At 66.0% G+C, this 6,592-nt stretch carries 8 protein-coding genes; 5 read left to right on the top strand and 3 right to left on the bottom strand.

Going from position 1 to position 6,592, the window contains the following annotated elements:
• The 3 genes from VFV09_12615 to VFV09_12605 all read left to right on the top strand — a co-directional run.
• Positions 1-824 (top strand): radical SAM protein (locus tag VFV09_12615; GenBank protein HEU4868555.1); only part of this gene is annotated, 824 nt, incomplete at its 5' end.
• On the top strand, positions 808-1,107 hold the full coding sequence (locus VFV09_12610; protein HEU4868554.1) for a hypothetical protein: 300 nt from the start codon (positions 808-810) through the stop codon (positions 1,105-1,107). The genes VFV09_12615 and VFV09_12610, both read left to right, overlap by 17 nt.
• 11 nt (positions 1,108-1,118) lie before the next feature.
• On the top strand, positions 1,119-1,520 hold the full coding sequence (locus tag VFV09_12605; GenBank protein ID HEU4868553.1) for a hypothetical protein: 402 nt from the start codon (positions 1,119-1,121) through the stop codon (positions 1,518-1,520).
• Between the two features lie 18 nt (positions 1,521-1,538).
• Here the strand turns inward: VFV09_12605 and VFV09_12600 are convergent, their stop codons facing one another.
• From VFV09_12600 to VFV09_12590, 3 genes are all read right to left on the bottom strand, one after another.
• The gene (locus VFV09_12600; protein ID HEU4868552.1) at positions 1,539-2,276 is read right to left on the bottom strand and encodes a zinc ribbon domain-containing protein; all 738 of its coding nucleotides are present in this window, start codon (positions 2,274-2,276) and stop codon (positions 1,539-1,541) included.
• A gap of 66 nt (positions 2,277-2,342) precedes the next feature.
• The gene (locus tag VFV09_12595) at positions 2,343-3,890 is read right to left on the bottom strand and encodes a hypothetical protein (GenBank protein HEU4868551.1); all 1,548 of its coding nucleotides are present in this window, start codon (positions 3,888-3,890) and stop codon (positions 2,343-2,345) included.
• Between the two features lie 227 nt (positions 3,891-4,117).
• A complete protein-coding gene (locus tag VFV09_12590) occupies positions 4,118-4,648 on the bottom strand; it encodes a hypothetical protein (GenBank protein HEU4868550.1) in 531 nt (176 codons plus the stop codon).
• Positions 4,649-4,732: 84 nt separating this feature from the next.
• On the opposite strand from VFV09_12590, the gene lpdA reads away from it, so the two are divergent.
• Positions 4,733-6,139, top strand: a complete 1,407-nt coding sequence (gene lpdA / locus VFV09_12585) for a dihydrolipoyl dehydrogenase (protein ID HEU4868549.1) — start codon at positions 4,733-4,735, stop codon at positions 6,137-6,139.
• A gap of 67 nt (positions 6,140-6,206) precedes the next feature.
• A partial coding sequence (locus VFV09_12580) for a pyruvate dehydrogenase (acetyl-transferring), homodimeric type (protein ID HEU4868548.1) occupies positions 6,207-6,592 on the top strand: 386 nt, incomplete at its 3' end.

The raw sequence follows: 6,592 nt of genomic DNA, 5'->3' as shown, positions 1-6,592 counted from the left end.
GGCAGGCGGTCGAGCGCCTCAGCGCGGCAGGGGTGTTCACGACGCTGACCATGACCGCCGCCCTGGGGGTGAACGACGACGAGATCGGCGACGTCGTGAAGTTCGGCCTGGAGACGCCTTACGTCGGAGGGATCGCCCTGCAGCCGCAGTTCGGCTCCGGCCGCTCGGGGGAGATCGACCCGATGAACCGCCTGACGCACACCGGCGTGCTGGAGCGATTGGGACCGCAGACCGGCGGCCTGGTGAGCTGGGACGACCTCACTGCGCTGCCCTGCTCGCACCCGCACTGCTCGTCGGTCGGCTACATGCTGCTGGACGACCAGGGCCAGTGGCGTTCGCTGGCCAAGGTCATCGGGCACGAGAAGCTGCTGGAGCACCTGGACCTGGTCTCCAACCGGGTCGCCGACACCGATATCCCGGCCCAGATCCGCGAGCTGGTCAAAGCCTCGCTGCTGGGGTTGATGAGCGAGGTCACTTCGTTCACCCACCCCACGGTCACCGACCTTTTCCGCAACATCTGCGACAACTGCGACCTCGGCATGGCGACGCTGGCGAAGATGGCCGGGGGAGCGGTCCTCGGCGGCCGGCGGAAAGTGCGGGACATGATCGGGACCCGCATCAAGAGGATCACGGTCAAGCCGTTCATGGACATGAACACCATGCTGGAGGAGCGCCTGCTGCAGTGCTGCGTCCACGTGGGAACCGCCGGCGAGACCCAGCACCAGTGCGCCCCGTTCTGCGCCGTGCAGGCGTGGCCGCAGCTTTCGAGGACCAAACTTTCGGAGAGAGCCGGAAGGAGCCTGCCGCTTGTCGAGACACATTAGGACGAAGTCGCCGGACCTATCGCCCAGGACCCCGGCCCGCGACCCTCTCCGGCTGTGCATCTTCACCACCATCGGCCTGCTGGCCTGGCTGCTGACGCCGCCGCTGGTGGTCACGTTCTTTGCCGGCATGGGCATCTGGGCCTACACGAAGGCCTACCGGGGCGGGTTGAAGACCAGCAAATGCATCCTGAAAGACACCCGTCTGGTGCTGGCGTACCTCGGCGCCGCTTTCGTCGCCGGGGCCTTCTTCACGGTTAAAAACGTAATGGACATCATCGGCTGAGGAGGGCAGACGTGGGAATAGGCACGAAGGACGACCCCTGGGTGCTGAAGACGGCCCCCGGCACCTCGGAGTACACGATGTACAGGGACCCGGACGCCGATCCGCCCGCGCTGGTATGCGTGGTGGGATCGACCACCCTGAAGTACCACCTGGCGGCCATCGACGACCTCCACGCCATGCTCCGGGACCACGGCGACTGGATGGACCTCGGGGCAGCCGACGAGCAGAAGGCCGCCAAGCCGGGGACCGTCGAGGCGTGGGGGAGGGCCGAGGACAACCCGGTCGGCGGCTGGTACGGGCTGCGCAAGGGCTACCGGGGCCGGTTCGGCATGTACCTGCCGCCGCTGCTGGAGCACCTGGGTTTGGCGGAGCTGGAGCACAACCCGAGAAACAACCGGATGCGGGCCAAGTAGCGGCACCGCTCGGTTGAATCAGCCCTCGAACTTGTGTCCGCAGAAGCGGCAGATCTTTGCGGCGGCCTTCACTTCCTCGGCGCACATCGGGCACGCCTTGGTCGCAGGGACCGGGACCTCGGCGACTGGCGCGGCGGGTGCAACTCCTCCGATCAGCTCATCGATCAGCTTCTTGGCCTCTTGAAACGCCTGCAGGCGGCTGGCTTGGAACTGTACCGCCAGCTGCTCGTCCCCGAAATCCATGCGAAGCACGCCTGCGCCGTCCCTGCGGGTGGTCAGGTCGACCGAGTAGAGGGAGTCCACGGCGATGTGGATGTCACCCTTCAGGAAGATCCCCATGAGGTCTTTGTGCTCACCGGCCCACTCCCGGATCAGCCCCTGGTTCTCGTGAAGGGCGTCCATGAATGCCGCCCGGTTGTGCTCCAGAGCGTCGCGGAGCTTGTCGAGGATCTGCTTGTCGGAGCCGGAGGACTGAAGCGACGGGTCGCCGGCCTGAGGTCTTCCACTCCGCATCGCGGTGAGAATCGCCTGCGCCAGGTCCGAGCTGTCGACTAGGGCGCGGAGCAGGATCTCCTTGTTGGGGCCTTGAATGGCCTCCACCAGGCTCATTGGGTCGGTGACGCTGGAGATCGCCCGCCGAAGGATGCCGCTCATGCTGCGGGACCTGACGACGACCTTGCCGGCGAAGACCGCTACGTTCCAGTCAACCCCCTGGGCGCTGGCCAGTTCTTCTTCGCGAGTCTCCACTGCTTGCATGGCTCTACCTCCTGATTCGTACTCCCCGATTCTGGAAAATCGAGCGCGCGAAAGCCATAGGTACTACTACTCATTTTGGCTGGTCATTCGACCTCTTCCGAGTCGCCCGCGACGCCCGTTGGTTGAGCTGGTAAGCACCAACCCTCCGAACAGAAGCGACAGTGCGGCCAAAAGGAGCAAGCCGGGGTTGCCGCCGGTTCGTGGAAGCGTCCGGGGACCAGGCCTCGACGGTTGGGTTGCCGGCTTCTCCACCCCTGTGACCGCCGTCACGATGGGCCGAGGGGGAACCTGAGTGGCTCCGGGGGCCGGCGGATCCGCCACCGGTGCAACCTGCAGCGGGCAGGGAGGGTCCCGGCCGTCTTTATCGGTGTCCGTGCCGTCACCGCAAATCTCGGTGCCCACCGGAACCACGATCGGGATTACGACAAAGCCCGGGCAGTCGGGATCGTTGCCGTCGGGGAGACCGTCGGCGTCTCCATCAAGGCCATCTCCGCAGACCTCGGTGGTGACCGAAGCCAGGGCATCGACCTGAATGATCGACAGGAAAAGAATGTCGTCGTTGGAGGGCTGGGAGGTGGTTACGGTGAGGCTGGTGTCCCCCTGGGACAAGAAGGGCTCGAGGTCGTAGAACTCGTCGTCCGTGACCCGGACCGGGTTACCGTCGGCGGGGGTCTGGAACGGATCGACAGGGTTGTCGGTGCTGTCCCCCACGCCCCCAACCGTGATGAGGCTCCCGAATGTGCCTGCGTCGTCGTCACCTCCGGCACAACTGGTGAGCCGCACACCGTTGACATCCACAACCGAGTGCTGCTTCGAGACCGGGCTGCCGGGCCCGCACATGTGGCCGGAGCCCTGCTGGAAAGAGAATCCGATACCGAGCGACATCCGCGCGGAGAAGCCCGGGTCCGACTTGTCCAGCGGCGCGTTGAAGCTAAACGTTGCGGTGTCGCCGAGCGTTTGGGCGGCGCCGTCGAAAACGGCGATTGTCCTGGCCGGCAGCGCAGGGTTGGAGTAGATGACTACCAGTGCCAGTCCATCGACGGGCAGGCTGGTGGGTGCGGAAAAGTCGGTCGTTCCCGAGCCGGTGCCTACCTTGGCCGCCACCTGCGGCGTGACGTCTGCCCGTGAGGAGCTGAGAGTAATTGCGTAGTCATCCAGCTTCGTCGTCGAAACGGGGAGCCCGTCGAATATGACGGTGCTTTCCGATGCCGTGGGGTTGGCGTTTTGAATGTAGGCGTAGAGGTACGCCTGTTCGACGGTGGAGCCGGGCGGAACCGCTGCTGAAAGCAGCCCGGCCGTTCCGGAGGTTCCGTCCGCCGAGTAGCCTCCGCGGCCGGTAAACGTAGCGGGTGCAGCAGGCGCCGGCTTCAGTAGATAGAGGGTCCCGTGCTCGGGTGGTTGCTTCTTTTCCGCAAGTCCGGCCCGGACGGCTGGGCTCGTCATGGAGCCGGCGGAGTCGGTGGCTGCGTCGATCTGCCCGTGGGCTGCGTCCATCGCAGCTGCAATGTCCGCCTTGGCTGCCGCGATCCTGCCGTGCGCCGTTTCGATTGCAGGGGCGGTGACACCGGACCCGGGTTCCGCGGCTGCTGCCGGCGACATTCCAAAGGCAAGCATCGCAAGGAGGGTTATTCCGAAGACAAGCCCGACTTGAACACGAATAGTCCGCCGGAGCGGAATTTGGCCGGTCGGGAGCAAAGGGGGGCCGCTGTGCTCGACCTTGCCGCCCGGAATGTCCGGCATTGGAAGCCTCTTTCTCCAGCTTCCATTGTCGGCCCGGGATCACCGGATGTCGATGGCTTCGGCGGTCTTTCCTGAATGGCTTCTGGGGAAAACCCGTCGAGTTAGAGGAGCCTGAAGCTCTCCACCAGGCGGTCGTATTCCGCGTCGGCGTCGGGCAACTCGGCGGAGACTGCCTGGAGCAGGTAAAGCCGGTTCTCCTTTAGGAACGCCTTGGCCTGCAGGCTGGCGTCGTCGGCCTTGACCTCGTAATCCACCGAGTCGACGCCCTGGAACGTGCCCGGCTCGCTCTTTGTGACCTCGCCGCCCTGGACGTTTCCTGCGGCGCCGGCGGCAACCCCGCTCAGCACGAGCTTCGGGTCGACCGTCTTGAACTCCTCGGGATAGTCGACGTACCCCACGCTCACGGCGTAGTCGTCGGTTTCGGAGGTGAAGAAGTGGATGTCGAGGTTGAGGCCCTCTGCGGTGGTGCTCTGGGTCTCTTCCTTCGGCTCGCCGGGGAAGTCGGCGCTGAACCGCCCGCCGGTCGACTCGAAGTTCTCGAATTCGGTCTCCGGTTTCGTGTCGGACCCGCAGGCACCCGCCAGAAGCAGCATCGTCAGTGCAGCGACGGTTCTCACCAGTTGTGACCTCATCGCCTCAGTATGGCAGAGACTGGCTTTGCTTCCCAAAAGCCGACCGTCCCGGAAGGCCGCATGCTCCCCGGTTAAACTGCCCCGATGAAGACGGATGTGGCGATTCTGGGGGGCGGGAACGGCGGTTACGCCGCGGCCCTGCGAGCAGTTCAGCTCGGGCTCTCCGTGACTTTGGTCGAGAAGGGCAAGGTCGGAGGCACCTGCCTGCACGTCGGCTGCATCCCGACGAAAGCCCTGCTGCACTCCGCCGACCTCATGGAGAGCTTCAAGAAGGCCGGGGACTTCGGGGTGGTTGCGGAGCCGGCGACCGTCGACTGGCCGAAGGTTGTCTCCCGCAAGGAGTTCGTGGTCTCCAAGCACTTCAAGGGCCTGACCGCGCTGCTCAAGGCCAAGAAGATCAACGTCGTCGAGGGCCGGGGCCGGCTGTCCTCGCCGACCACCGTCGACGTCGAGGGCGGCGAGACGATCGAGGCCGGTGCGGTGGTCCTCGCCTCCGGCTCCTACGCCCGCTCGCTGCCGTTCGTCGACATCGACGGCGAGGCGTTCATCACCTCCGACCACGCCCTCTCTCTCGAGGCGATGCCGAAGTCGGTGATCGTCGTCGGGGCGGGAGCGGTCGGCCTGGAGTTCGCCAGCGTCTTCGCTTCGTTCGGGGCAACCGTCACCGTCGTCGAGGCGCTGCCCCGGGTGGCGCCCGGCGAGGACGAGGAGGTCTCCAAGGAGGTCCAGCGCCAGTTCGAGAAGCGCAAGATCAAGGTCTACGCCGGCGCAAAGGTGACCTCGGCCGAGAAGTCCGAGGCCGGCGCAACGCTGACCCTCGAGACGTCCGCCGGCAAGCAGGTGACGCTCGAGGCCGAGCGGTGCCTGATTGCCGTCGGCCGCGGGCCGGTGTCCGAGGGGCTGGGCTACGAGGAGAACGGCATCAAGGTCGAAAGGGGCTTCGTCGTGGTCGACGAGTTGTGCCGGACCGGTGTCGAGGGAGTCTGGGCGGTGGGCGACGTGATCACCCAGCCTTCGATGAACCTTCCCTTCCCGCACTTCCAGCTGGCCCACGTGGCGTTTGCCGAGGGCATCCACGTCGCCGAGCAGATCGCCGGCGAGGAGAGCTACGGGCCGGTCAACTACATCGGCGTGCCCCGGGCGACCTACAGCTTCCCGGAGATTGCATCGGTCGGCCTAACCGAGGCGCAGGCCAAGGAGGCAGGCTACTCGGTCAAGACGGCGAAGCTGCCCTGGGCCGCGCTGGCGAAGGCGACGATCCTAGGTGAGTCGGCCGGCTTCGTGAAGGTGGTCTCCGAGGAGGACGGCCCGGTCCTGGGGGTTCACATGGTCGGCCCCCGGGTGACCGAGCTGATCGCCGAAGCCCAGCTGATCACCAACTGGGAGGCCTACCCCCGGGAGGTCGCGGCCCTCATCCACCCGCACCCGACCCTCTCCGAGGCGATGGGTGAAGCGATGCTCACGCTCGCCGGGACGCCGCTTCACCGGTAGCGATTCCCGTTCCATCCCGCATGGATGGGGCACACTAGAAGTGAAGCCGGTGTAGAGAGGAGTAACCATGCCCTACGACGTATTCGGCGGCCACCTGCCCGACCCGTACCCGGATGAGACCGCGGAGTGGCTGGCAGCCATCGACGACGTAGCCGACACCCAGGGCCGCGCCCGCGCCCGGTACCTGCTGCACCGGATCTTCCTCCACGCCCGCCAGCGGCAGATCGGGCTGCCCTCGATGGTTCAGACCGACTACGTAAACACCATCTCTCCCGAGAACGAGCCCTACTACCCGGGCGACGAGGCCCTCGAGTTCCGCATCCGCCAGCTGATCCGCTGGAATGCCGCGGTGATGGTCGCGCGGGCGAACCGCCCCGGCCTGGGCGTCGGCGGTCATATCGCGACGTACCAGTCGGCGGCCAGCCTGTACGAGGTCGGCTTCAACCACTTCTT

The sequence above is a fragment of the Actinomycetota bacterium genome (assembly GCA_035759705.1).
Taxonomy (GTDB): Bacteria; Actinomycetota; CADDZG01; order JAHWKV01; family JAHWKV01; genus JAJCYE01.
Note: the sequence above shows the minus strand (reverse complement) of the source record. Positions and strands in the feature narration are given on the sequence as shown.